This is a genomic window from Collinsella sp. AM10-26 (genome assembly GCF_003472525.1).
GTDB lineage: Bacteria > Actinomycetota > Coriobacteriia > Coriobacteriales > Coriobacteriaceae > Collinsella.
Map to the genome: position 1 here is coordinate 69,093 of NZ_QRMC01000004.1, position 25,037 is coordinate 94,129.

At 61.4% G+C, this 25,037-nt stretch carries 22 protein-coding genes, 4 tRNA genes and 1 pseudogene; 24 read left to right on the forward strand and 3 right to left on the reverse strand.

Translation table 11 applies throughout. The features are described from left to right. Positions 1-13 precede the first annotated feature (13 nt). Complete coding sequence (locus tag DW123_RS04505) at positions 14-460, reverse strand: C-GCAxxG-C-C family protein (RefSeq protein ID WP_117734986.1); 447 nt, start codon at positions 458-460, stop codon at positions 14-16. 233 nt (positions 461-693) lie between these two features. On the opposite strand from DW123_RS04505, the gene DW123_RS04510 reads away from it, so the two are divergent. The 4 genes and pseudogenes from DW123_RS04510 to DW123_RS04525 form a co-directional block, all read left to right on the forward strand. After that, the gene (locus DW123_RS04510) at positions 694-1,977 is read left to right on the forward strand and encodes an O-acetylhomoserine aminocarboxypropyltransferase/cysteine synthase family protein (RefSeq protein ID WP_118273602.1); all 1,284 of its coding nucleotides are present in this window, start codon (positions 694-696) and stop codon (positions 1,975-1,977) included. Positions 1,978-2,118: 141 nt separating this feature from the next. After that, a complete protein-coding gene (locus DW123_RS04515; RefSeq protein ID WP_118273603.1) occupies positions 2,119-3,423 on the forward strand; it encodes an MFS transporter in 1,305 nt (434 codons plus the stop codon). A gap of 180 nt (positions 3,424-3,603) precedes the next feature. Continuing rightward, positions 3,604-4,182: a xanthine phosphoribosyltransferase gene (locus DW123_RS04520; protein WP_117762870.1), complete on the forward strand. Its 579-nt coding sequence runs from the start codon at positions 3,604-3,606 to the stop codon at positions 4,180-4,182. Between the two features lie 157 nt (positions 4,183-4,339). Further along, positions 4,340-4,648 (forward strand): annotated as a pseudogene (locus DW123_RS04525) (peptide chain release factor-like protein); the annotation flags it as partial. 21 nt (positions 4,649-4,669) lie between these two features. On the opposite strand, the gene DW123_RS04530 reads toward DW123_RS04525, so the two are convergent. Next, positions 4,670-5,632, reverse strand: coding sequence for a diacylglycerol kinase family protein (locus DW123_RS04530; RefSeq protein ID WP_118273604.1), 963 nt, complete (start codon positions 5,630-5,632; stop codon positions 4,670-4,672). 87 nt (positions 5,633-5,719) lie between these two features. Beyond that, positions 5,720-7,141, reverse strand: coding sequence for a chloride channel protein (locus tag DW123_RS04535; protein ID WP_118273605.1), 1,422 nt, complete (start codon positions 7,139-7,141; stop codon positions 5,720-5,722). Positions 7,142-7,358: 217 nt separating this feature from the next. Here DW123_RS04535 and DW123_RS04540 point away from each other — a divergent pair, with 217 nt between their 5' ends. The 20 genes from DW123_RS04540 (at position 7,359) to DW123_RS04625 (ending at position 24,895) form a co-directional block, all read left to right on the forward strand. After that, positions 7,359-7,766 (forward strand): hypothetical protein, encoded by a 408-nt coding sequence (locus tag DW123_RS04540; protein ID WP_233540125.1) that lies wholly within the window; start codon positions 7,359-7,361, stop codon positions 7,764-7,766. Positions 7,767-7,776: 10 nt separating this feature from the next. Next, positions 7,777-8,115: a molybdenum cofactor biosynthesis protein B gene (locus DW123_RS09740; protein ID WP_233540126.1), complete on the forward strand. Its 339-nt coding sequence runs from the start codon at positions 7,777-7,779 to the stop codon at positions 8,113-8,115. A gap of 5 nt (positions 8,116-8,120) precedes the next feature. After that, a complete protein-coding gene (locus DW123_RS04550) occupies positions 8,121-8,621 on the forward strand; it encodes an MBG domain-containing protein (RefSeq protein ID WP_118273606.1) in 501 nt (166 codons plus the stop codon). Between the two features lie 118 nt (positions 8,622-8,739). Next, on the forward strand, positions 8,740-10,098 hold the full coding sequence (gene brnQ / locus DW123_RS04555; protein WP_118273607.1) for a branched-chain amino acid transport system II carrier protein: 1,359 nt from the start codon (positions 8,740-8,742) through the stop codon (positions 10,096-10,098). 91 nt (positions 10,099-10,189) lie between these two features. Next, a tRNA-Pro gene (locus DW123_RS04560) sits at positions 10,190-10,266 on the forward strand. A gap of 6 nt (positions 10,267-10,272) precedes the next feature. Next, positions 10,273-10,346 (forward strand) — tRNA-Gly (locus tag DW123_RS04565). A 323-nt stretch (positions 10,347-10,669) separates the two neighbouring features. Beyond that, positions 10,670-11,506, forward strand: coding sequence for a formate/nitrite transporter family protein (locus DW123_RS04570; RefSeq protein WP_118273623.1), 837 nt, complete (start codon positions 10,670-10,672; stop codon positions 11,504-11,506). A 185-nt stretch (positions 11,507-11,691) separates the two neighbouring features. Beyond that, a complete protein-coding gene (locus tag DW123_RS09565; RefSeq protein ID WP_158570742.1) occupies positions 11,692-12,432 on the forward strand; it encodes a hypothetical protein in 741 nt (246 codons plus the stop codon). Continuing rightward, positions 12,429-13,196, forward strand: a complete 768-nt coding sequence (locus tag DW123_RS04580; RefSeq protein WP_118273608.1) for a GTP-binding protein — start codon at positions 12,429-12,431, stop codon at positions 13,194-13,196. Before DW123_RS09565 ends, DW123_RS04580 begins: the two co-directional genes overlap by 4 nt. Before the next feature lie 17 nt (positions 13,197-13,213). Beyond that, positions 13,214-13,705: a hypothetical protein gene (locus tag DW123_RS09570; RefSeq protein WP_158570743.1), complete on the forward strand. Its 492-nt coding sequence runs from the start codon at positions 13,214-13,216 to the stop codon at positions 13,703-13,705. Further along, positions 13,650-14,024 carry a SelB C-terminal domain-containing protein gene (locus DW123_RS09575; protein ID WP_158570744.1) on the forward strand — a complete coding sequence of 125 codons (375 nt, stop codon included), beginning with the start codon at positions 13,650-13,652 and terminating at the stop codon, positions 14,022-14,024. Before DW123_RS09570 ends, DW123_RS09575 begins: the two co-directional genes overlap by 56 nt. A gap of 63 nt (positions 14,025-14,087) precedes the next feature. Then, a tRNA-Sec gene (locus DW123_RS09580) sits at positions 14,088-14,184 on the forward strand. 263 nt (positions 14,185-14,447) lie between these two features. Beyond that, positions 14,448-15,803 carry an NADP-specific glutamate dehydrogenase gene (gene gdhA, locus DW123_RS04590; protein WP_117743617.1) on the forward strand — a complete coding sequence of 452 codons (1,356 nt, stop codon included), beginning with the start codon at positions 14,448-14,450 and terminating at the stop codon, positions 15,801-15,803. Between the two features lie 236 nt (positions 15,804-16,039). After that, positions 16,040-16,594, forward strand: coding sequence for an FAD binding domain-containing protein (locus tag DW123_RS04595; protein ID WP_118273610.1), 555 nt, complete (start codon positions 16,040-16,042; stop codon positions 16,592-16,594). Between the two features lie 57 nt (positions 16,595-16,651). Then, positions 16,652-16,735: transfer RNA gene (locus tag DW123_RS04600), tRNA-Leu, on the forward strand. A gap of 89 nt (positions 16,736-16,824) precedes the next feature. Continuing rightward, the gene (gene tig, locus DW123_RS04605; protein WP_233540127.1) at positions 16,825-18,126 is read left to right on the forward strand and encodes a trigger factor; all 1,302 of its coding nucleotides are present in this window, start codon (positions 16,825-16,827) and stop codon (positions 18,124-18,126) included. Between the two features lie 163 nt (positions 18,127-18,289). Then, positions 18,290-18,910 carry an ATP-dependent Clp protease proteolytic subunit gene (locus tag DW123_RS04610; RefSeq protein WP_022095182.1) on the forward strand — a complete coding sequence of 207 codons (621 nt, stop codon included), beginning with the start codon at positions 18,290-18,292 and terminating at the stop codon, positions 18,908-18,910. Between the two features lies 1 nt (position 18,911). Next, positions 18,912-20,321, forward strand: a complete 1,410-nt coding sequence (gene clpX / locus DW123_RS04615) for an ATP-dependent Clp protease ATP-binding subunit ClpX (RefSeq protein WP_118273612.1) — start codon at positions 18,912-18,914, stop codon at positions 20,319-20,321. A 287-nt stretch (positions 20,322-20,608) separates the two neighbouring features. After that, positions 20,609-23,305 (forward strand): valine--tRNA ligase, encoded by a 2,697-nt coding sequence (locus DW123_RS04620; RefSeq protein ID WP_118273613.1) that lies wholly within the window; start codon positions 20,609-20,611, stop codon positions 23,303-23,305. Between the two features lie 246 nt (positions 23,306-23,551). After that, positions 23,552-24,895, forward strand: coding sequence for a folylpolyglutamate synthase/dihydrofolate synthase family protein (locus DW123_RS04625; protein WP_118273614.1), 1,344 nt, complete (start codon positions 23,552-23,554; stop codon positions 24,893-24,895). The last annotated feature ends 142 nt before the right edge of the window (positions 24,896-25,037 follow it).

Below are 25,037 nucleotides of genomic sequence, written 5' to 3' on the forward strand. Positions count from 1 at the left end.
CTGTTGCTGCCGTTTACTCGGCGAGCTGCTTTAGCATATCGCAGGCGATCTCGACGGCATCGTCGATGCAGCCGGGGCAGCTGCGGAGCGGACCCTTATCCGATCCGATGCCCTTGAGCGTGCCGCAGACGGTCGTCGTGTTCTTCTCGCCAAAACGCTTGGCGATCTCGCGCGACAGCTTGTAGGTCTTGCCCTTGGACTTGGGGTTTTCCATGCCGTCGCTCATTACAAAGCCCATGATGGCCACGGCGCCCGAGATGGCGCCGCAGGTTTCGGTCATACCGCCCATGCCGGCGCCAAAGCCCTCGGTGAGGGTAAAGGCGACCTGGGGGTCGAGTCCGACGGCAGGCGCGAGCGTGCAGGCGACGGCCTGTGCGCAGTTAAAACCGCGGGCGTGGTATTCGGCAGCCTGAGCTTGGCAGGCGGCGGCGTCGAGCTGGGCAGTATCGATTTGCTTCATCGTTGTCTCCTTGATCACGGTGTACCCGCCTATGGTACCCTTGCTGGCGCACTCACTCATCGAGACCCCAGCGCATATCTTATTGTTTTTCGCCATCGAACGCTTTCTTAAGATTTGGGACAAATAAACCTGATTAATTTGTCCCATAACCTATCGGCGGGATGGGTTGAGAGGGGTGCGGGGTAGCGGTATCGTGAACCGAATAAAACGTAACCCAGGCAAGGGAGCAAGATATGAGCGAGCAGGCTATCGGTACCACGTGCGTTCAGGGCGGTTATCGCCCGGGTGATGCGGAGCCGCGTCAGGTGCCTATCTACCAGTCAACCACGTGGAAGTACGACACGTCCGAGCACATGGGCAAGCTGTTTGACCTGGAGGAGTCGGGCTACTTCTACAGCCGTCTGCAGAATCCCACGTGCGATCTGGTTGCCGCCAAGATTTGCGAGATGGAGGGCGGTACTGCTGCGATGCTCGCGAGCTCGGGCATGGCTGCTAACTTCCTTGCGATCTTTAACGTGGCCGGCGCCGGCGATCACGTGGTCGCCAGTTCTGCCATCTACGGCGGTACCTACAACCTGCTCGCCCATACCATGGGTCGTATGGGTGTCAGCTGCACCTTCGTCGCTCCCGACTGCACCGACGAGGAGCTCGAGGCTGCTTTTGAGCCCAACACCAAGCTCGTCTTTGGCGAGACGATCGCCAACCCCGCCCTTGCCGTGCTCGATATTGAGCGCTTTGCCAAGGCTGCGCATGACCATGGCGTGCCGCTGATGGTCGACAACACCTTTCCGACGCCCGTGATGTGCCGTCCCTTTGAGTGGGGCGCTGACATCGTTACGCACTCTACCACCAAGTACATGGATGGACATGCTGCCTACCTGGGCGGCGTGATCGTCGACCACGGCCAGTTTGACTGGATGGCCCATGCGGACAAGTTCCCGGGTCTCACCACGCCCGACGAGAGTTACCACGGCGTGACGTATGCCGAGAAGTTCGGTCGCGAGGGTGCCTTCATTACCAAGGCAACCGCTCAGCTCATGCGCGACCTTGGCCCCATGCAGAACCCGCAGGCGGCGTTCTTCTTGAACAGCTCGCTCGAGAGCCTGCATGTGCGCATGCCGCGTCATTGCGAGAACGGCCTAGCGGTCGCTAAGTTCCTGCAGAGCCATCCCAAGGTGCGCTTTGTGAGCTATCCGGGTCTGGAGGGCGACAAGTACTATGACCTGGCTCAGAAGTACATGCCCAACGGTACTTGTGGCGTCGTGAGCTTTGGCTTTAACGGTGGTCGTGCGGCGGCCGAGACCTTTATGAAGAGCCTTAAGCTCGCCCAGATCGCTACGCACGTGGCCGATGCGCGCACCTGCTGCTTGCATCCGGCAAACGCCACCCATCGCCAGATGAACGATGAGGAGCTCATCGCCTGTGGCATCTCCGCCGACATGGTGCGTCTGTCGTGCGGCCTCGAGGACACGGCCGATCTGATTGCCGACCTTGAGCAGGCGCTTGAGCAGTGCTAGGCTAGCGTTCGCACAAGGCGCCGATGCTGGCAGAAAGCTTCGGTGACCTTTCGTTCCGATTCCGTAGGCGGGACCCCAATCGCGACTGTTTGCAGACGATTGGGGCCCCGTTTTTGCGTTGGGCCACTCGAAAGGATGGATATGGAGAAAACTGCAGAGCAGCTGTGCCGCGAGCACATTGCCCTAGAAGGCGACACCCATGGCAAGAACAAATGGGCGATTCTGTTTACCGTGCTCATCATGACGTTTATGTCGTGTCTGGATTCGACCGTCGTGACCGTGGCGTTGCCCGTGATGCAAAAGGAGCTGGGCGTGGGCCTCGACCACATCCAGTTGGTGAGCTCGGTGTACCTGCTTGCGACATGCGTGGCTATGCTGCCGTTTGGCCGCTTGGGCGACGTGAGCGGCAAGGTGGGCGTATTCCAGCTGGGTGTAATCGTCTTTACGGTCGGATCGTTGCTGTGCGGGCTGTCGGCCTCGCTCGAAGTTCTTATTCTGGCACGCATTGTGCAGGGCGTCGGCTGCGCGGCGGCCATGGCCAATAACATGGGTATCATCACCGAGTCGTTTCCGGCGCGCGAGCGCGGCCGCGCCATGGGCATTCTCGCGACCTTCGTGGCCCTCGGCATGATGTGTGGCCCCGTGCTGGGCGGCATGCTGGTGACAAGCTTTCCCTGGGAGAGTATCTTCCTCATCAACCTGCCCATTGGCGTCATCTCGTTTATCGTGGGGCTCTACACGCTGCCGCATGTTAAGCCGGAGGCTGGCGAGCGCCCCATGTCCCTGATCGAGGCCGCTCGTCGTTGCTTTGCAAATTCGGCCTTCACCATCAACCTCGCCTGCATGCTCATCGTGTTCGTTGGTATTGGCGCATCAGAGTTTATCCTGCCGTTCTATTTTCAGGACGCCCACGGCTTTGGTTCCGACATTTCCGGATTGCTCTTTTTGGCGCTGCCGATGGTGAATGCCTTTATCGGCCCGCTTTCGGGTACGGTTTCGGACCGTGTTGGCTGCGAGGGTCCCACGGCGGTCGGCCTAGGCGTGTACGTATGCGGTCTTTTTGCGGTAAGCACTCTCGACGAGCACTCTTCCATCCCTGTGATCGTGTGTTGCGTTGCGTTTATGTCGTGCGGTACGTCGATTTTCCAGAGCCCCAATAACTCGCTGTATATGGGCTCGGCTCCGCGCGAAGCGCTCGGCTTTGCGGGCAGCCTGGGTAGCCTGGCGCGCTATGCGGGTATGGCAGTGGGCATTACAGCGGCATCGCATATCCTGTATGGGCAGATGAGCGTGGCGATGGGCGAGGCCGTGACCAGTATTGTTGCAGGTCGTCCGGATGTGTTCCTGTTTGGTTTTCGCTCGGTATTCTACGTGCTCATGGCTGTGGCGGCAGCGGGCTTTGCGCTCGCCATGGTGCGTTTGGTGAGGATGCGCGCCCGCCATTAGCTTGCGAAGGCGGCTATCGGCCCATTGAAAGTAGCTAAAAGAGCCCCGTCCCAAATCAGCTGGTCTTGCGGCTTTATGGTGCGATGCGGCTTGTGGGGCGGGCGGGGGTCGGTCCGTGGTAGACTACCGAACAACGTTTATTAATCGCGCGGCATCCTTGCCGCGAGAAGGGGTTGCCTCATGCAGGAGCTTGAGGATCGTATTCGCCATGACGGCATCGTAAAGGCCGGTAACGTCCTTAAGGTTGATGCCTTCCTCAACCACCAGTGCGACGTTGAGCTGTTTGACCACATGGGCGCCGAGTGGGCCCGTCTGTTCGAGGGCGTCGAGATCAACAAGATCCTGACGATTGAGACTTCGGGCATTGGCATGGCCTGCATCGCGGCTCAGCATTTTGGCGGTGTGCCGGTGGTCTTTGCCAAGAAGGCACAGTCCATCAACCTCGACGGCGAGCAGTATGCCACGACCATCTACTCCTTTACCAAGCAAAAGGAGTACCCGGTCATCGTTGGTAAGCGTTTCCTGTCCGAGGGCGACAAGGTCCTGATCATCGACGACTTCTTGGCCAACGGCTGCGCGCTTGAGGGTCTTATCAAGATCTGCGAGGCTGCGGGTGCCGAGGTGTCCGGAATTGGCATTGCGGTGGAGAAGGGCTTCCAGGGCGGTGGCGATAAGCTCCGCGAGCGTGGCTTCCGCGTTGAGAGCCTGGCCCGTATCGCCGATATGGACTGCGAGAACGGCGAGATCACCTTCGCCTAAGCGTGCAACACAAGCGATTGGTATGCGATGTGACAAAGGGACTGTCCCTTTGTCACATTTTTTTTGTATGAGGGGAGGTGTTGATATGGATGAGAACAAGATGGGATGGCGCGAGTATGCGGGCTATGCCGCGATGTCGGCTGAGGAGTTGGCGCGCGATTGCGAGGTGCAGGTGTTTCGCGCGACGGGTCCGGGCGGACAAGGCGTCAACACGACGGACTCGGCGGTGCGCATGAAGCATGTGCCCACAGGGATTACCGTGACGGCGCGCGAAAGCCGTAGTCAGTTCCAAAATCGCGCGAGCTGCCTGCGCAAGCTGCGCGCCGAGCTTGAGCGTCGCGGGCGTCCACCGCGCCGACGCGTAAAGACCAAGGTGCCCCAGCGCTCTCGCCAGCGCAGGCTCAACGATAAGCACTTCAATGCCATTAAAAAGGCCAACCGACGCAAGCCGGGCAGGGACGAGTAGTCGCTTGTTCCACTGGTCTTGCTAGCGGGTGGGGTGCCAAACTTGGAGGGCGCCGCCGAGGACGTCGACCTCGATGCGCGAGGCGACAACGGGCTCGCCATCGGCTTGGATGGGGTAATCGGGCTGCTCGAAGGTGAGCTCGGCATGGCAGCAACGGCGCATACGAACCGGCGGCAGCTTGGTGTGGTGGCCGTCCTTGGCCGAAAGAAACATGGGTAGGGCAATCGCGCGGGGGACGGGGCCGCAGGCGTAGCAGACGTCGAGTATGCCGTCGCAGGGGTCGGCATCGGGACAGATGCGATAGCCCGAGCCGTAGGTGGGGCCCAGCTGAATCGCCATGATGATCGCCCGCACGCGCTCGGCGGGCGCGCCGTCAAAGCTGACCGTCATGGGGTAGTTGCGATAGCGCAGACCAAACTGCTCAAGTCCCGAGAGGGTGTAGAGCGGAGTACCCGTCAAGCCGGTCTTTTTGCGCAACTCGGTGGTGCCCAGGCCAATAGCGGCATCGATGCCGACCGAGAGCGTCTGGCCGTAGTACTCCACCGAAGCCTCGCCGCTTCCGCTTGCGGGGTTCCATGAGCGAATACGCCCGATGTCCTGACGTTGCAGCTCAGAGGTGAGCAGCGCGCCAAAATCCTTACCGGAGAAATCGTCGATTCCGAGCGTCTGGGCAAAATCGTTGCCGGAGCCCACGGGCAGGACGGCAAGGGCGGGACGGATGGCCTCTTCCTGCGCCATGAGCCCATTGACAACCTCGTGGATCACGCCGTCGCCGCCGAGTGCGATAACCGTGCGATAGCCCTGGGCCTGTGCGGCAAGTTCCTTGGCATGCCCCATGCGCTCTGTCAGCACCAAGTCAAACTGGGACGCGCGCGCCGTCATGTCCAAAAAGCGTTGCAGGCGCTCGGCAACCTCGCGCGCCGCGCCCGACTGGGCAGCGGGGTTGGCGATGATGAGCGTGCGACCAAAATCAGTTGCGTGCATGGGGCGACTCCCGGCGTGTGGCATGACGGTGCGGTCGCGCTCAGGTCGAATTGCCCCCGATTGTGGCTGCACGGCGAATACTAACGTCTACTCTATCAGGTCGTTGTGGCGCTCGATAGCCTCTGCCACCGTGTGACCCTCGTCCACGATAAGCGAGCGGCACTTAGGGGACACAATGCGCTGGGCGGGATATACGCCGCGGTGTCCGCCAACGAGATAGCTAATAAACGAGACGATGACAAAGAAGCCCGCGGCCGTTCCATGGAACAGGTCGATAGCCATCATGCAGGTGGTGATGGGCACGTTGAGGCCGGCGCAGAAGACGCCGAGCATGCCGAGGGCCGCCATAAAGCTCGGGTCGAGTCCGGCGAGGCAGCCAATCCATCCGCCGAGCGCCGCACCGATGCCAAACAGGGGCGTGACCTCGCCGCCTTGGAAGCCCGCGCCCAGGGTAAGCGCTGTGACGACCAACTTGATGACTGCGTCCGCCAGGGTGGTGTTGCCTGCAAATCCGGCGCCGGAAAGCCACGTGGAAAGGCCGGCGTAGTCCCAGGCGTCGAGTATCGCGTAGGCCGCGAGCACCACGAGCGCGCCCACGAGTGCGCGAGCAAGGTAGTTGGTGATAAAGCGACCGTACAGGCTTTTGACGGTTCGAACCGACCAGGCAAAGAGACGTGCCGTCAGGCCAAAGATAATGCCTCCGATAACGACGATGGCAACCGTTCTGGGCGTCATGTCGGGAACGCTGGCGATGACGTTGCTCTCGTACTGGGTGCCCATAGCGAGTGACGTAAAGTAGCCGGTAAACGAGGCGACCAGGCAGTAGATGCCCGCGGTGTAGTCGATCTTGCCGATAAAGCACATCTCCATGCCAAAGAAAGCTCCGGCAAGGGGCGAACCGAATACGGCGCCAAAGGCCGATGAGATGCCGGCGAGCATGAGGTCATGGTGGTCATGCTTTTTGAGGTGGGCGAGGCTCGAGATGTTGCTGGCGATGGTGCCGCCAATCTGCACTGCGGCTCCCTCGCGACCGGCCGATCCGCCCGTTAGGTGCGTGAGCGTGGAGCAGACGAAGGTGAGGACGGCCATGCGCATATGGATGAGGCGTGTGCCCAGAGCGGAGTCGATGACCAGGTTGTTGCCACGCTTGGCGGCAAGACCGTGGTTCTTGTAGACCCACGCGGTGGCCACGCCCACGACGGGGAGCAGGGCGTAGACCCACGCATGGTGCTCTCGATAATCGGTCGCGATATCCAGCGAGGCCAAAAACGCCCAGGCGGCAACGCCCATGGCGAGCGAAACGACAACGACGAGCGCGAGCAGCTTGGCACTCGCGAGCATGTTACGGGCATTGCGGCGCGTGTCGGCGGCCAAGAGCTGCTCAGAGCGGGTGAGCTGGTTGCGACCGCTGATGATCAAGTCGGCCGGAGAGAAGGTTCTGCCGTCTTTGTCCTGACGGGCGTCATCAGACGGGTCGAGTGTATTTTCACGTTTATCGATAAAAGCCATAACGTCCTCTTATTTGTTGTGATGCATGCATTATAGGACGGCGCCCTCAGTCTCAAGGCGATTGGCAGGTTTCGGATCTGTTACGAGAGGCGCGTAGCCGACAGGTGTATTTGCCGTTGCGGGCCATGTCTTGAGCGGGCAGCGGGGGATTATACTGAACCAAACATAAAGAATCGGCGCCGCCGTTGCGCGCCGTGGCATGTAAGATCGCATCTCGATGCGTCCCGGCAAGGCCATCACGTTTGGCCTGCTTGGGGGCAAGCCGGTTTTGGGGCTTTCGGGCAATCCCGCGGCGGCGTATGTGGGCTTTGAGATGCTCGCCCGCCCCGCGATCCGCAAGATGCGCGGCTTTGCCGAGGGTACGCGTCCCGTGCAGCAGGCGATATTGACGCACGGCGTGAAGAAGCGCCAGGACCGACGCTTCTTCGATCGCACCACGGTTTTGCGCGACCCCGAGACCGGTGAGCTGCTGGTGACCGAGGCCAAGACGCAGAATTCGGCGCTACTCGGCACGATGCAGCGGGCCAACTGCCTGCTGCGTATTGACGAAGGGCCGTGTGAGCTCAAGGCGGGAGATGTCGTGGATGTTGTCCGCGTCAATCTGCCCGAGGGTACCGTGCTGTAGGAGGAATGCTATGGAGTTGAAGATTTCGATCGTGACGTGCTCGGATACGCGCGACCTTGCCCAGGACGAGGCAGGTGCCGCACTCGAGGAGCTTATCGAGGCGCAGGGATGGAGGGTCGCCTCACATGTGGTTGTGCGCGACGACGTCAGCGAAATCGGTGATGCCATTGTGGAAGCCGCCGATGAGTGCCACGCCAATGTCGTGCTCACCTGCGGCGGAGTAACCTTACGGGCTGCTCCGCCTTTTTATGCAGCGACAGTGCGGGCCGTCTCGTGGTTATTGGTAAAAGAAAATTATCAGGCGAGAGATATTTATCATATACATTATTCGCGCGAAAGCATAATCTAGTAACGGTGAAGGTTGACGACACCGAGCGCTTCGAGGGAGAGACGAACCCCGCGTTCACCTCGAGCCTTGAGAGGGCGGTCGATACCTCGGGCGTGAAGGTCGAGTACTCCTGCGTCACCGACGAGAGTTCCCCGGCGGGCGAGTACCAGATCGAGGCGACGGTCACCGACCCGAACTTTGATGTCACGGCTGAGCCTGGTACGCTGACGGTGAAGAAGAAGCCGGAGCCCGGCAACCCGGACCCGGATAAGCCCGGGACGCCCGATTCCGACCAGTCGGATTCTGGGGATCCGGCAAAACCAGGTAGTTCGGCTGACTCCGCAGCCGATAAGACAAGGGGCGATGGTGCGGAAAACCCCGGACAGAAGGCTTCGTCCAAGACGAGCGCTCAGCAGCTCGCCGATACGGGCGATCACGCGCCATTGGCAGTCGCCGTGGCTGCGGGCGCCGTTGCGCTTATCGTAATAGCGCTCGAGCTGCTGCGTCGTCGTCGCTCGGACGCGTAACGGCTCAAAAGGGGTGGCTAGATTGAAGCTTTGCACGATTTAGTCTGCTAAAGCATATATACTTGCGGGACGGGTCTTTTGCCCGTCCCGTTTTTGTCTCGACTCGAAAGGTGGTCCCATGGCCTCATCCGCTCCCCGCGGCCTGCGCTCCGACCATGTCCTCACTGTCGGCATTGCCCTGTTCTCGATGCTCTTTGGCGCCGGCAACCTCATTATTCCGCCGCTGCTGGCGCTGCAGGCAGGTTCTGCCACGCCGGTCGCCATGCTCGGCTTTCTCATCGCCGCCATCGGCCTGCCCGTCATGGGCTTTATCGCCGTGGCACTTGCCGGAACGGCGCGCGAGCTTGCCGGCCGCGTGCACCCCAAGTTTGGCGAATTCTTTGTCGCGGCGGTGTATCTGGCCATCGGCCCGTGCTTGGCCATTCCGCGCACGAGCTCAACAGCCTTCGAGATGCTGGTGCCGCTGCTGCCCGAGGGCGTCTCGCTCGCCACGGCTCGCCTGGTGTTCGCCGTCGGATTCTTTATCGTCGCATTTGCGCTCACGCTGCGTCCCGGCGTCATCACGCGCGTGCTCGGCCGTATTACGGGCCCCGCGCTCATCGCCCTTATCGTGTTGGTCGTGGGTGCCGCCGTGGTCTCGCCGCTGGGTCCCGCTGCCGCGCCGCAGGCTCCCTATAATGCCGGCGCTGCCGTGCAGGGCTTTTTGACCGGCTACCAGACCATGGACCTGCTCGCCTCGCTCGCCTTTGGCATCATCATCGCCGAGACTATCCACGAGCTGGGCGTTACCGATGACAAGCGCGTTGCCTTCGAGATTTCGCGCTCCGGCGTGATCGCCGGTGTGCTCATGGCCATCATCTACTGCGGCCTAGCACTTGCCGGCACGCAACTCAGCACCGTGATGCCCGATGCCACCAATGGCGCCGCCATCCTCGCTCGCTCTGCCTCCATGCATTTTGGCCTTGTCGGCACGGTCGTGGTCTTTGCGATCTTCTTCCTCGCTTGCATGAACGTGTGCATCGGGCTCATCAGCTGCTGTTCGCGTTATTTTTGCGAGACGTATTTGGTCGAAGGGGGAGCGGAGGCTTCCGAGGAGGCCATGCGCCGTCCCTTTGCGGTTCTCGCCTTTGTTTTCGCGGCGTTTTCGTGCGTGCTCTCCAACGTGGGTCTCGACGTGATCCTCATGTTCTCGGTGCCCATGCTCAACGCCCTGTACCCCGTCGCCATCGTGCTGGTGCTTATGGGTCTGGTGCACGGTTTTTGCGATGCGCATCCGCAGGTGTGGGTCTGGGTCGGCGGCGTGGTTGCCGTGCAGAGTGTGATCACCTCGGTCCGCGATGCGTTCTTTGCGGGCGCGTGGCTGCCGTTTGATGTGCTGCCGCTGGCGGATATCGGTGCCGCGTGGGCGCCGGTTGCCGTGGTGGCGTTTGTGATTGGCCTGCTCCATAGTCGTTTTGTTGCACATTCGAGGAGCTAAGGCATCAATGCTTGCACAGGCGGGGAGTCTCCCCTATAATTTCCTTCGCTTTGGGACACGCAAGGTTTAGACCTTAGCTGCTCAACACCTTCGGGACGTGGCGCAGTTTGGTAGCGCGCCTGCTTTGGGAGCAGGATGTCGCAGGTTCAAATCCTGTCGTCCCGACCATATCTTGCGGGCGTAGTTCAATGGTAGAACCCCAGCCTTCCAAGCTGATGACGCGGGTTCGATTCCCGTCGCCCGCTCCATAAGAATTGTCTTAACGGCTTTGGTTTCCTTTGGGAATCAGAGCTGTTTTCGTTTACGCGCCGGGCGATGGGAATCGAACCCGTCAGGGTGCGGAGCTGAGAAAATGCGTGAGCATTTTCCAGCGCAGCACGCAAGGGCCGAAGGCCCGCAGCGAAACAAGGATTTGCGAAGCAAATCCTTGGACTTCCCGTCGCCCGCTCCAAGCTATATAATCGCAGGCCAATATGCTAATTTGGCTCGCGTTTATTTTTATACCGTCCGACCTCGCGGGGCAAATGAACCAGGAGCGTTTGTCCCACATCGTACGAAAGTAGTGATTGCCATGGCACAAAGTAAGGCAGAATATCCCACTCCCGACTGCCTGGCGCCCGCCGCGATCGAGGCCAAGACCGAGGCTGCCGGTGTTGCCAAGGTCAGCCTGCCGGTCTCGAAGGCCTTTTTGCTCGCCATGTTCGCCGGCGCGTTTATCGCCTTCGGCGGCCTGTTCTTCACGGTCTTTCTGAGCGATCCCACGCTTGGCTGGGGCGCCCAGCGCTTCGTGGGCGGTCTTGCTTTTTGCCTGGGACTGGTGCTCGTGCTCATTTGCGGCGCGGAGCTGTTTACCGGTAACTCGCTTATGGTCTGCGCGCTTAAGAGCAAAAAGATCACGCTCGTCCAGATGCTTAGGGCTTGGGCTATTGTGTGGATCGGCAACTTTGCCGGCGCCCTGTTCGTTGTCTTTTTGATTTACATGGCAGCTATTTATAAGCTCAACGGCGAGGCCGTCGCCAACACCATGGTGAGCGTCGCCGCCGGTAAGGTTACGATCGACGCCGTTACCATCTTCTTCCGCGGCATTCTGTGCAACATCTTTGTCTGCCTGGCCGTATGGATCGGCACTGCTGGCAAGACCGTGGTCGATAAGGTCGTGGGCATTTTGCTGCCTATCGCTGCCTTTGTGGCCTGCGGTTTTGAGCACTGCGTTGCCAACATGTACTTTTTGCCCATGGGCATTTTGATGCATTCCTGCGGCTATGGAGCCGATGTCGCCGGCACCGATGCCCTCAACGCCGCCGGGCTGGCGCTCAACCTTTCGGTCGCCACGCTGGGCAATATCGTGGGCGGCGCCCTGATCGTGGCGCTGGGCTACTGGTTTATTTACACCAATAAAGAGGCCTAAAGGACCCAACCCATAACCGACCAAAAAGGGACAGGTTTATTTTGGCAGGTTTTGGACGAGGCGCTTCGCCGTCTTGTCGCGAGCTGCCATAATGGACCTGTCCCTTATGCATACGTCTCGTCACATTTTGGCCGATGACGACCAAAGGGGACCCGCTTTTTATTGAACATGTCGAAAGGCTTTCCATGAGCGACCGCGAATCCACGCCTGCCGAGGTGCGCGACCGCCTGCGCTCCATTCCCGCCGCTCACGAGCTGCTGGCCGAGTGGCCGGTCATGAAGGCTGCCGGCGATGCGGGCGACATGATTGTGCGCGAGGCAATTGATGCCGAGCTCGATGCCGAGCGCGAGGCGATCCGCTCTGGCACCCCCGCTAGGAATAAGCGCGAGCTCGCCTTGGCCATCGAGCAGCGGTGCCACCGACTGTCGCTGCCGACCCTGCGCCCTGCCGTCAACGCGACGGGTGTTGTGATTCACACCAATCTGGGCCGCGCTCCGCTTGCTCCCGCAGCGGTGCAGGCGGTGACCGATGTCGCCCGCGGCTACAGCACGCTTGAGTATGACGTCGCGACCTGTGCCCGTGGGGGCCGCAAAGAGCACGCCGCGCGTCTGCTGCGCAAGCTTCGCGAGTCTCAGTGCGAAGAGGCCGTGGAGCTGCAGGTTGTCGAGGGCGCCTCTACTCCCGGCGGCGGATCGCTGCCGACTGTCGAGCCCCCAACATTTTGCGTTGCCGTCTGCCCTGTCGATGGGCGCCTATCCGCCGATGGCCTAAAGCGCGCCTTGGTTCAGGAGCCCGATACGCCGGTCGTGACACGCGTGCGGCACGACCAGGTGCTGTTTGACGTTCGCACGCTTTTGCACGACACCGACCTTGACCTGTGTGCGTCTGCGTTGGTGGATGCCGTGCGGGCAGGTTTGCGCCGATGACGGCGCGCGAGCTTGTCGAGTGTCCCGTTGTCGTTGGAACAGCAGGACACGTCGACCACGGAAAGTCGGCTCTTATTGAGGCACTGACGGGCAAAAATCCCGATCGTCTGGAGGTCGAACGGCGCCGAGGCATGACTACAGAGCTCGGTTTTGGCGAGCTCGAGCTTCCCGGTGGCAAGATTGTCGGCCTGGTCGACGTGCCCGGGCATGCGCACTATCTGCGCGCCATGGTGCAGGGCGCCACCGGCGTGGACGTAGCGTTGCTGGTGGTTTCGGCCGTTGAGGGCGTGATGCCGCAGACCCGCGAGCACGTTCGGGTTCTGGAGCTGTTGGGTGTGACGCGCATGGTCGTCGCGCTCACGATGCGCGATTTGGCCGACGACGAGATTGCCACGCTGGCGGAGCTCGATGTCGAGGCGTTTCTGGACGGGACCGTGTTTGCGGGGACGTCGATAGTGCCGGTGTCCTCCAAGACGGGCGAGGGCCTGGAAGAGCTGCTTACGGCGCTCGATAACGCGGTTTGCTCGTGCTGGTCGGAGCACCTGGAGGCAGCCGCGGGCTCGGGCGCCGCGCCCCGTCTTCCCATCGACCGTTGCTTTAGCATCCGCGGCACCGGAACCGTCGTGACGGGTACGCTGCACGACGGTCCCGTTTCGGTTGGCGATGAGCTCGTTGCGCTGCCGTCGCAAACGCGCTGTCGCGTGCGCGGGGGCAGGTTCACGGGGATACCCAGTGCGCGGTTCCCGGCAAGCGCGTCGCCCTGAACCTGGTGGACGATGGCGTGGCGGGCCTCAAGCGCGGCGAGATGCTCGGCGTCGAGGGTCGCGTGGGCCAGACGCTGCGCTTTTTGATGCAACTGACATATGTGGGGCGCGATGGCGTGCGATCCGGCGTTCTTGCTTCGGGTACGCGCATGCACGTCATGGCGGGCACGGCCGAGGTGCTCGGCCGCATTATGCTTTTGGACGACGAGCCGCCTATTGCGGTCGGCGAGACGCGTGTGGTGCAGGTGCGCCTGGAACGGCCGCTGCCGTTGCGCGTCGGCGATCAGGCCGTCATTCTGTCGTATTCGCCAGTTTCGCTGCTTGGTGGCGGACGCGTCCTGCTTTCGCACCGTCGCCGCGCGCGGGCTCTGTCGGCGGGGGAGCGCGCGCGGCGTGTGCGCCGTCGACGGCGCCGAGGTGTTCGACCCGCATTCCGCTGCTGCGGCGATACGCATGGTGCGCGAGGCTGGCCAGCGTATCGTTGCCCTGTTGGACGAGGCGGGTCTTAATGCGCCGACGCTTCCCGAGGTGGGCGAGCAGTTGCAGCTCGATCGCGACACCATGACGCGTGCACTGCGCGAGCTTTCGCTCAACCACTCGATCGTTAAAGTCGAGCGCGACGTTGCCTTGTCCGCCGCCGCCGAGGCCCATGCGCGTGAGGTTGTTGCGACGGCTATCGAGGCTGCTGGCGGTGCCGCCACCACGAGTGTGCTGCGTGAAGCTCTGGGCGTGTCTCGCAAGCGAACCGTCAGCATCTTGGAGCATCTGGATGCCGTGCGCTTTACAGTGCTCGACAAGGAGGCCGGCGGTCTGAGATTGCTGCGCTAGCGGCCTCCGCATCGCTCTTTTCGATTGCGGCATATTCGGTTTGGTAACAATACCGCCACGCTTGGGAACGGATGTGCCCCGGTGGGCCCCGCGGTCCTCAAAACCGTTGCGAGGCGTGCAAAACGTCTTGGATGTGTTCGATTCACATACGTTCCCGCCAACGCATCGCGCCAAAACCACCACAAAGGTGCCTGTCCCCTTTGTGGTGGTTTCGAAACGTGCGAGAAACAGCTTTGAAACACGCGATTTGCACGTCAGACGGTCAAAAACCCATCTACCTGCATCGTAATCAAAATGAAACATCCGCCCGCGGTCTTATTCGTAACTTTGCCGCAACAGTGCGATATTATCCATACACGATAAAGCTCGCGGCGCATAGGGTGCCGCGACCGACACTTTTCGTTTCCCATCATTGGAGGAAGCATGAGCTACACGCAGAAAGTTCTCGAAGAGCTCAAGGCCCGCTATCCCGAGCAGCCTGAGTTCATCCAGGCCGCGACCGAGATCCTCGGCACCATCCAGCCGGCGCTCGACGCCCACCCCGAGTACGAGGAGGCCGCCCTGCTGGAGCGCCTCGTCGAGCCCGAGCGCATCGTCATGTTCCGTGTTCCCTGGGTCGACGACCAGGGTAAGGTTCAGGTCAACCGCGGTTACCGCGTCGAGTTCAACTCTGCCATTGGACCCTACAAGGGCGGCCTGCGCTTTAACCCGACGGTCACCCTGGGCATGCTCAAGTTCCTGGGTCTGGAGCAGATCCTCAAGAACAGCCTGACCACCCTTCCCATGGGCGGCGGCAAGGGCGGCTCCGACTTTGACCCCAAGGGCAAGTCCAACAACGAGATCATGCACTTCTGCCAGTCCTTCATGACCGAGCTCTATCGCCACATCGGCCCCAACACCGACGTCCCCGCCGGCGACCTGGGCGTTGGCGGCCGCGAGGTTGCCTACATGTTCGGTCAGTACAAGCGCCTGACCAACGAGTGGACCGGCGTCCTCACCGGCAAGGGCCTCTCCTTTGGCGGCTCGCTCGCCCGTACCGAGGCCACCGGCTACGGCCTGGTCTACTTTGTGGACGAGTACCTCAAGAGCCGCGGCGACTCCTTCGAGGGCAAGAACGTCGTCGTTCACGGCTCCGGCAACGTCGCTATCTACGCCGTCCAGAAGGTTTCCCAGCTCGGCGGCAAGGTGCTGGCCTGCTCCGATACTCACGGCTGGGTCGAGGATCCCGACGGCATCGACTACTCCGTGCTCGAGCACGTCTACAACCAGAAGCGTTCCGGTCACGATAAGGGCGTCACGCTCGCCATGTATGTTGACGAGAAGCCCAACGCCGTGTGGCACGAGGGCGACGGCCGCGGCGTGTGGCAGCTGCCCTGCGACATCGCGCTGCCCTGTGCTCGCGAGAACACGCTGCTGCTCGAGGACGCCCAGGCGCTCGTCGCCAACGGCTGCAAGGTAGTCGGCGAGGGCGCAAACATGCCCACGACCATCGAGGCCACAACCTACTTCCAGGAGAACGGCGTCGCCTTTATGCCTGGTAAGGCTGCCAACGCCGGTGGCGTGCTCGTGTCCGGCCTGGAGATGAGCCAGAACGCCGAGCACCTGTCCTGGACCTTCGAGGAGGTCGACGGTAAGCTCGAGCAGCTCATGCGCGGCATGTTCCACAACGTGGACGACACCGCCAAGGAGTATGGCCAGGAGGGCAACTTTGTCATGGGCGCCAACATCGCCGGCTTCCTGAAGGTCGCCGACGCCATGCTCGCTCAGGGCGTCTGCTAAATCCAGCTCAACATAGCTCCGTTCAGCACCAGCTGATGCACCTAAGGCTCTCGACCATATCGGCCGGGAGCCCTTTTCTATGGTGGCGAGGGTCGTGCGCCCTCGTTTGGTACACTTGGAGGTACTGGACAAGTAAAGAGATGGGGGAGAACTTGCTCAAGTTCGGTACCTACGTCCGTGTTGGAAACGCGGCCGAAGCCTATGAGCTCTTGCAGTAAAACCGCAACAACAAGATTGTGGGCGGCGGCATCTGGATGCGCCTGGGATCGCGTCGCGTGGCGACGGCGATTGACCTTTCGGCCTGCGGATTCGATCAGATCGAGGAGACCGAGACCGAGTTTCGCATCGGCGCCATGTGCACCCTGCGCCAGCTCGAGCGCCATGCCGAGCTCAACGCGCTCGTCAACAATGTGTTTGAGTTTGCCGTCCACGACATTGTGGGCGTGCAGCTGCGCAATACCGCCACGGTGGGTGGCAACATCTACGGCCGCTTTGGCTTCTCGGACGTGCTCTCCGCCTTCCTCGCGCTCGATTCCTATGTTGAGCTGACGGGTGCCGGCCGCGTGCCGCTCGCCGAGTTCGTGGACATGGGTTACGTGCGCGACGTGATCGAGCACATCGTGGTCGTCAAACACGACTACCGCGCGAGCTACGAGGCCGTACGCTTTAGCTACCCACACTTCGAATTCGGCCCCGAGCTCGAATGCCTTGGTGGGGTAGATAAAATAGCCCCGTCCCAAATTAGCTACCCTGAGCCATCGGCAACTCGTGGTGAGGTCGTGAGCCTGTAAAACGTGTGCGTGCGCTTGCCGTTCGTATCTGCTATCATTCCTAGTCTGTGCGCTCATGCGGGCGTGGCGGAATTGGTAGACGCGCCAGATTTAGGTTCTGGTGGGATTCCCGTGAAGGTTCGAGTCCTTTCGCCCGCACCAACGCACCTGCGTCGGCTCCCGCCGTCGCGACTCTTTGTTGCATAAAAGGTACCAGCACCTCAGATAAGCTGGGCAGTATGAGGAGGAACGTGTTGAACATCACCGCTTCTGACGTCAAGGACGCCAAGCTCACCGCTACGGTCACCATCCCGGCCGCCGACGTCGACGCCGCGATCAAGAAGGCCTACAAGGACACCGCCAAGAAGTACCGCTTCCCGGGCTTCCGTGCCGGCAAGGCTCCCCGTCCGGTTATCGACTCCGCTCTTGGCGCCGAGGCTACCCTCGCTCAGGCCACTAACGACCTGATCGCCGCCAACGAGCCCGCCGTCCTCAACGAGCTGGACATCGTCCCCACCAAGAACGGTGACTACAAGGAGCTCGACCTCGCCAAGGATCACGAGGACTACACCTACACTGTCGAGTTCTCCCTGCGTCCTGCCGCTGAGCTCTCCTCCTTCGATGCCGTCGAGATCGAGATGCCTCCCGCGGAGGTCACCGAGTCCGAGATCAACAACCAGGTCGAGATGCTCCTCAACTACCGCGCCACCTTCGAGGACGTCGAGGGCCGCGCCGTCGAGGCTGACGACTATGTGACCGTCGACCTCAAGGCCGTCGAGAACGCTGATAACTTCGCCGCCGAGGGCCGTATGCTCATCGCCGGTAGCGACAGCAACCCCAAGGAGTTCAACGAGGCCCTGATCGGCGCTAACGTTGACGACGTCAAGACCGTCACCTGGACCGACGAGGTCGAGGAGGGCGAGGAGGCCGAGACCCACACCGTCGAGGTCACCGTCAAGGGCATCAAGGTCCGCAACACCCCCGAGCTCACCGACGAGCTCGTCAAGACCGACTTTGGCTTCGACAGCATCCCCGCCATGCGCGACGCCATCAAGCTCGAGATCGAGCAGGACAAGGCTTCCCGCCTCCCGGCCGAGAAGGAGAACCGTTGCGTCTCCGCTCTCGCCGAGCGTCTGCAGCTCGAGGAGATGGACGCCGACTACGAGCAATCCGTCTTTGAGGAGCTTGGCCAGAACTTCCTGTCCAACCTCGCTGCCCGCGGCATGACCCTGGACACCTGGCTGCCCGCTTCCGGTCTGACCATGGAGCAGTTCATCGGCGACCTGCACAAGCAGGCCAACGACGTTGCCCGTGAGTCCCTGGCTCTGGACGCCCTCGCCCGTGAGCTCAAGATCGAGGTCACCGAGGACGATATCAACGCCGAGTTCGAGAAGGCTGGCGTCAAGGACGTCGAGGCTTCCAAGGCCGAGTTCATTGCCGATGGCCGCATGCCCGCCGTCCGCGAGTCCATCCGTCGCTCCAAGGCCGTCGATCACCTGGTCGAGAACGCCAAGGTGACCGAGGTCGACGAGACCGCCAAGGACGCCGAGTAATTCTCGCCACCTTGCCCGCGAGCGCATGTGAGCGCCCGTGATGGGGTAAAGTTATACACCGGTTATCCGGTTGCTTCGTACGGTGCCAGCCAATGCATAGCATGCGGGCACCGTACGTTTATCTAGAACCAATTTGGTCCGCAAGAGAGAAATGGAGATGCGTATGATCGCTAAGTTCGATTCCGCCCTCGTGCCATACGTTATCGAGCAGACGCCGCGCGGCGAGCGCAGCTACGATATCTATTCGCGCCTGCTCAACGACCGCATCATCTTCTTGGGCGAGGAGATCAACTCTGTCAGTGCCAACCTGGTCGTTGCCCAGCTGCTGCATCTTGAGAGCCAGGATGCCGAGAAGGATATCTCGCTCTACATCAATTCGCCCGGTGGCGAGGTATACTCCGGCCTGGCGATTCTTGACACCATGAACTTTATCAAGCCGCAGGTCTCCACCATCTGTGTGGGCATGGCCGCGTCCATGGCCGCCGTGCTGCTTTCGGCCGGCGCCAAGGGCAAGCGCTTCTGCCTGCCGCACTCCAAGGTCATGATTCACCAACCCAGCGGCGGTGCCCAGGGCCAGCAGACCGAGATCGAGATCGTGGCCGAGGAGATCAAGAAGACCCGCCGCGAGCTCAACCAGATTCTGTCCGACGCCTCGGGCCAGCCTATCGAGAAGGTCCAGGCCGATACCGAGCGCGACAACTACCTGACCGCTGCCGAGGCCCTCGACTACGGTCTGATTGACCGTATCGTCACCTCGCGCGATCTCGCCGCGAAGGACGCCTAGGATGGCCGGTAACATGCAGGACAACTTTGACGAGAACGGCAACCCCATCCGCTGCTCTTTCTGCGGAAAAGAGCAGGGGCAGGTTCGCCGCCTTGTAAAGGGCCCTACCAACATTTTTATCTGCGACGAGTGCGTCGCCGCCTGCTCCGAGATTCTGGAGGAGTCGCTGGCTTCGGACTTTATGGACGCTGCCCGCAACGGCAAGCTGCCGGGCTTCCTCAATGATCACGGCCAGGCTGCTGGGCAGCCCGCCATGGATCCCGAGGCCGAGGGCTTTGAGCTCGAGGATGACGCCCGCCAGGTCATTACGCATGTGCCGACGCCGCACGAGATCTATGACGAGCTTTCGGCCTATGTCATGGGCCAGGAGGACGCCAAGCGCGCCATGTCGGTTGCCGTGTACAACCATTACCGCCGCGTGATCGAGGGCGGTGCCGCGCTTTCGGCCTTTGACGACGGTTTGGACTCGCAGCTTGACGATGACATGGACGAGGTGGAGCTCGCTAAGTCCAACATTTTGCTGCTCGGTCCCACCGGTACCGGTAAGACCCTGCTCGCCCAGACGCTCGCGCGCATCCTCGAGGTGCCGTTTGCCATCGCCGACGCCACCGCGCTCACCGAGGCCGGTTACGTGGGCGAGGATGTGGAGAACATCCTGCTCAAGCTCATCAACGCCGCCGATGGCGATATTGAGCGCGCGCAGGTCGGCATTATCTACGTGGATGAGATCGACAAGATCGCCCGCAAGGCCGAGAATCTCTCCATCACCCGCGACGTTTCGGGCGAGGGCGTTCAGCAGGCGCTGCTTAAGATTCTTGAGGGCACGGTGGCAAGCGTTCCGCCCACCGGCGGCCGCAAACATCCCCAGCAGGAGCTGCTGCAGATCGATACGACCAACATCCTGTTTATCTGCGGCGGTGCCTTTGTCGGTCTGGACAAGATCATCGCCGACCGCGTGGGCAACAAGGGCGTGGGCTTTAACTCCGAGATTGCCGGCCCCACATCGGTCGACGAGAACGACCTGCTGCGTCAGGTGCTCCCGCAGGACCTCAACGCTTTTGGCATGATCCCCGAGTTTGTGGGACGTACGCCCGTCGTCACCCAGACGCAGGCGCTCGACGAGGACGACCTGGTGTCGATTCTGACCGAGCCCAAGAACGCCGTGGTGCGTCAGTACCGCAAGATGTTCCAGCTCGAGGACGTTGAGCTTGAGTTTGAGGATGCTGCCCTGCACGAGATCGCCCGCATGGCGCTTGCCCGCAAGACCGGCGCCCGTGGCCTGCGCGCTATCTGCGAGGACGTGCTGCAGCAGACGATGTTCGACCTGCCCAGTGAGGAGGGCGTCACCAAGGTCGTCGTAACCGAAGCCGCCGTCAAGGGCGAAGAACAGCCCCAACGCATCTACGGGTAAACCAGCCAAAAACGTACTTGCAAATAGCCTCCGACCATCCGCGGTCGGAGGCTATTTTATATATACGCAATAACCCTAACTACCTGTGTTATTCTGTGTGTTTGTTTAAAGTCTCAGCAAAGTCCATTCAGACTGAAGTAATCGAAACCTAAGGGGAGGAATGTCGGCCCGATTTTCGTAGATCCCGCACGAGCCGAAGAGCACTAAATGTGCTCTTCGAGCGAGCCAGGACTTGACCGAGCGAAAATCGGGCCGACATTCCTCCCCGGCGGGACAGGGAGAGATATATGGAAGAAATGCCCAAGAACTACGATCCGTCGACCAACGAGCCGGCGATCCTGCAGAAGTGGCTCGACGGCGGCTACTACAAGCGCCGTGAGGGCGTGGGCGACTGCACCGTCACCATTCCGCCTCCCAACGTGACCGGCAAGCTCCACATGGGCCACGCCACCGACGACTCCATCCAGGACGCTATCATCCGTATGGCCCGCATGCGCGGCAAGTCCACGCGCTGGGTGCTGGGCACCGATCACGCCGGTATCGCCACGCAGACCAAGGTCGACAAGAAGCTCAAGAGCGAGGGCATCAGCCGCCTGGAGATCGGTCGCGATAAGTTTATCGACGCCTGCTGGGACTGGACCCACGAGTACGGCGGCATCATCGTCGAGCAGATCAAGCGCATGGGCTGCTCCGTCGACTTCGACAACGAGCGCTTCACCATGGACGAGGATTACGCCCAGGCTGTGCGTAAGGTCTTCTGCGACTGGTACCATGACGGCCTGATCTACCGTGGCAAGCGCATCGTCAACTGGTGCCCCAACTGCACCACCGCCATCTCGGACGACGAGGCCGAGTATAAGGACGAGAAGGGCCACCTGTGGCACCTGCGCTACCCGCTGACCGAGCCGGTCAATGGCCAGGACTACATCGTCGTCGCCACCACGCGCCCCGAGACCATGCTCGGCGACACGGGCGTTGCCGTCTCCCCGAAGGACCCCGAGAAGGCCGCCTTTGTGGGCAAGACCGTCATGCTGCCGATCGTCAACCGCGAGATTCCCATCTTTGAGGATTGGCATGTCGACGCCAACTTTGGCTCCGGCTTCGTCAAGGTCACCCCGGCCCACGACCCCAACGACTACGCCATGGGTCAGGCCCACGACCTGCCGCAGATCAACATCTTCGACGAGCACGCGGTGGTCGTCGAGGGCTACGGCGAGTTCACCGGCATGAACCGCGATGAGTGCCGCGAGGCCGTCATCAAGTGGTTCGACGAGCACGGCCTGCTCGACCACGTCGACGAGCACGATCACTCCGTCATGCACTGCTACCGTTGCGACTCCGCCCTGGAGCCGTGGCTGTCCGAGCAGTGGTTCGTCGCCGTCGACAAGCTCAAGGGGCCGGCGCTTGACGCCGTCAACTCCGGCAAGGTCACCTTCCACCCCGCGCGCTGGACGCAGACCTACACTACCTGGATGGAGAACCTCAAGGACTGGTGCATCAGCCGCCAGCTGTGGTGGGGCCACCGCATCCCCGTGTTCTACTGCGAGGACTGCGGCTGGGAGGACGCCCTCACCGAGGACACCGATGTGTGCCCCAAGTGCGGCGGCCATCACGTGCATCAGGACGAGAACGTGCTGGACACCTGGTTCAGCTCGCAGCTGTGGACCTTCGCCACGCAGGGCTGGCCGCAAAAGCCGGAGCTACTCGAGGGCCATCACCCCACGACAGCGCTCGTCACTGCACGCGACATCATCGCGCTGTGGGTTGCCCGCATGGTCATGAGCTCACTGTACTTCCTGGACGAGGTGCCGTTTAAGGACGTCGTCATCTACCCGACGATTCTTGCCAAGGACGGTAGCCGCATGTCCAAGTCCAAGGGCAACGGCGTTGACCCCATGGACCTTATTGGCATGTATGGCGCCGACGCCATGCGCTACAACCTGCTCACGCTGTGCACCAACAACCAGGACGTCAAGTTCGACGCGAACATCGACAAGAAGACCAAGAAGCTCATCGACAGCCCGCGCACCGAGCAGGCCAAGTCGTTTGTGACCAAGATCTGGAACGCCAGCCGCTTCCTGCTTATGAACATGGAGGGCTACACGCCCGGTGAGCCCGTCGTGGAGACGCCCGCCGACGCCTGGATGTTCAGCCGCCTGGCCAAGGCCGTGAAGATGGTCACCGAGGGTATTGAGAACTACACCTTTGGCGACATGGCTCGCGGCGTGCAGCAGTTCTTCTGGAACGAGGTCTGCGACTGGTACGTCGAGGTCACCAAGTCCCGCCTGAAGGGCGAGGGCCGTTTGCAAGCTCAGCGCAATCTGATCTTTGTGCTCGACACCTCCATTCGTCTGATGCACCCGCTTATGCCGTTTGTCACCGAGGAAATATGGGACAACATGCCGGCGAGCGTGCTCGACCTGGACGCCGAGGGCAACGTGAACCGCGCCGAGGCGCTCATGATCGCCAAGTGGCCCGAGCCCGCCGACTACGCCAAGTACGTTGACGAGCCCGCCGAGCGCGCGTTTGAGCTGTGCCGCACCGTTGTGTCTGCCGCCCGCGCCACGCGTTCGCGTTATCGCTTGAGCCCCAAGGCCGAGCTCGACGTGGTCGTGCGCGCCGGCGCCGAGGACATCGAGAAGCTCGAGAGCCTGCGTTCGACCATCGAGCCTCTGGCGAACACCGCTTCGCTGGCCATGGGTACCGACGTCGAGAAGCCGGCCGCGAGCATTGCCGTGGTCGATAGCGGCGTCGAGGTCTTTGTGGTGCTCGAGGGCAAGGTTGATCTTTCGGCCGAGAAGGCGCGCCTGGAGAAGGAGATCGCCGCGGCTCAGAAGGAGCTTGCCGGCTGCGAGAAGACGCTCGCCAACGAGGGCTTTGTGGCTAAGGCCGCGCCTGCGGTGGTCCAGAAGAAGAGGGACCGTGCAGCTGAGCTCAAGGAGATCCTGGCGGCGCTGACTGCTCAGGTTGCTGACTTCTCGTAGGCGGTACTGGGGGACGCGGTTTGGGGCATTGCTCGCTACTGCGGACTCCTATTCCGCCGTCCTAACGAACGGCGGCTGACTCGACGCTGCAAACGCCTCTGATGGCCAATCTGCCGTTCAACTTCGGGTGCATGGGCATAAGCCCTATGCGCCCTTGTTTTACGGCACCTTGGCTCATCAGAGGCGTTTTCGCTGACTATCCTCAACCTATACTGTTTTATTTTTCTATGAATGGCGGTTCTGAATATGCCTAAGCGTTCTGGCTTGTATACCGTTCCTTTTGAGTTTGATTTGCTTTCGTTTGATGAGGCTGTGGGGCTTGCTGCTGATACGGGGCGGATTTCTGGGGATGCTGGGCCTCTGCTTGAGACGGTTGTCGATATGCTCGATGAGCTGGGGCATCCGGACGAGTACTTTGATTGCATTCAGGTTGCCGGTACCAATGGCAAGACTTCGACTACGCGTTTTTCGGCTGCCATTCTTCGTGGTGAGGGGCTCAAGACCGCGCTGTATACGTCGCCACAGCTGGTACGCTATCCCGAGCGCATGGAAGTCGATGGATGCGTCGTGAGCGATGAGGCATTCGCCCGTGGCGTTTCGGCCGCTGTTGAGGCGGGGCATCGAGTGAATGCCCGTCGTGTGGCGGCGGGGGAGCGCGCCTATACCATCACGCCGTTTGACCTTTTGACGGCTGCTGCACTTGTGGTGTTTGCCGAGGCTCGCGTGGATGTTGCCGTGCTTGAGGTTGGCATGGGCGGACGCTGGGATGCTACGAGTGCGACTGATCCCGTGGCCGTCGCCATTACGGGTATTGGGCTCGATCACACACGTATTTTGGGCGATACGCTCGAGGCCATTGCGGGGGAGAAGGCTGCGGTTATTAAGCCTGGGCGATTGGTTGTTTTGGGCGAGGGCACGCATGAGCCGAGCGTTCAGCGCGTAATGGATACGCGCTGCCGCGAGTGCGGTGTGGTGCCGCTGGTGGTGAGCCATTCCACGACCAAGGTACCGGCGCATGTAGGCGATACCGTGGAGTTTAGCTGTACTACGCCGCGTGCCATCTATACGTCGAGCATGGTCAAGCCGGCCTATCAGCCGCAGAATGCCGCGTGCGCGATTATGCTTTGCGAGGGGTATCTGGGTCGCGAGCTCGATCACGATGCGTTGGATGCATCGCTTATGGGTTGCCCCACGCCGGGTCGTTTTGACGTGCTGGGGACCGATCCACTCAAGCTGATCGACGCCTGCCATAACCCTCAGAGCTGCGAGAACTTTGTGAGCGCGCTGGACGAGATCGATCCGTGCGTGGAGAATCGCCCCACGCTGCTGTGTGCCGCGCTGGCCGATAAGGACGTGGCGGGCATCGTTGACGTTCTGGTTCCGGCATTCCCCCGCGTGGTCGTGACCCAGACCGATTCCGATCGCTCCCTGCCGGCGGAGGAGCTTGCCGCCCTCGTTGATGCCGATAAGCTCGCAGGCGTATACCCGAGCGTGTCCGAGGCCCTCGCTGCCTTCGATGCCGCGGGCGAGCCCTTCGTAGCAGCCGGCACCATCACCCTAGCCGGCGAAGTAGCCGGTCTGCTCCGTTAACCCATCCTGGAGGGTAGCTAATTTGGGACGGGGCTTTTTTTGCTGCCCTACCCGGAGTCTTCGAAGCAGGAAACCACATTTGACATAGGGCAGCAAAAAAAGCCCCGTCCCAAATTAGCTACCCAAGTTTCCTCTTCAGTTG